At 57.6% G+C, this 533-nt stretch carries 2 protein-coding genes; both read right to left on the bottom strand.

The features are described 5' to 3' along the window. Window positions 1–329: SDR family NAD(P)-dependent oxidoreductase (locus tag NKI47_RS35070; RefSeq protein ID WP_352596443.1), on the bottom strand; the 329-nt coding region annotated here is incomplete at its 3' end. A gap of 9 nt (window positions 330–338) precedes the next feature. Then, on the bottom strand, window positions 339–533 hold a 195-nt coding region (locus NKI47_RS35075), incomplete at its 5' end, for an SDR family oxidoreductase (RefSeq protein WP_352596446.1).

The raw sequence follows: 533 nt of genomic DNA on the forward strand, positions 1-533 counted from the left end.
TTGACCGCCATCAGCCTGTCCCAATCCTCGGCACTCTGTTCGTCGATGGACTTATGAATGACCATGCCGGCGTTGTTGACCAGGACATCGATCCTGCCAAACTTCTGCAGGACCTCGTCAACGAATGTCCGAATTGAGACCTCCTTTGTGACGTCGAGAGACATAAAGGTAAGCCTCTCGGCACCGCCGGAATCGGCGGAGCGCTTGTCAAGCAAATCGCCGACGACAACCATGGCGTCTTCATCAGCCAGCCTCTCGGCAATTGCACGCCCTATGCCTCGATTGCCACCGGTGACGATGGCGACTTTGCCTGATAGCCGACTACCCAAGAATTCCTCCTATCCTGCCGTGAAGCCGCCATCTATTGGAACAGCAACCCCCGTGATGTGCCTGGCTCCCTCGCTCGCGAGGAACAGCGTCAGACTTGCGATATCCTTCGGCGTAGCCACGCGACCTTGAGGTATTGCATCGATGTTCCTCTGGAGGACCTCGTCGGCAGTAACCGGCTGGCTGTGGCCCGACACAAGCATGGG

It is taken from the genome of Mesorhizobium sp. M0633 (assembly GCF_040320645.1).
Lineage (GTDB): Bacteria > Pseudomonadota > Alphaproteobacteria > Rhizobiales > Rhizobiaceae > Mesorhizobium.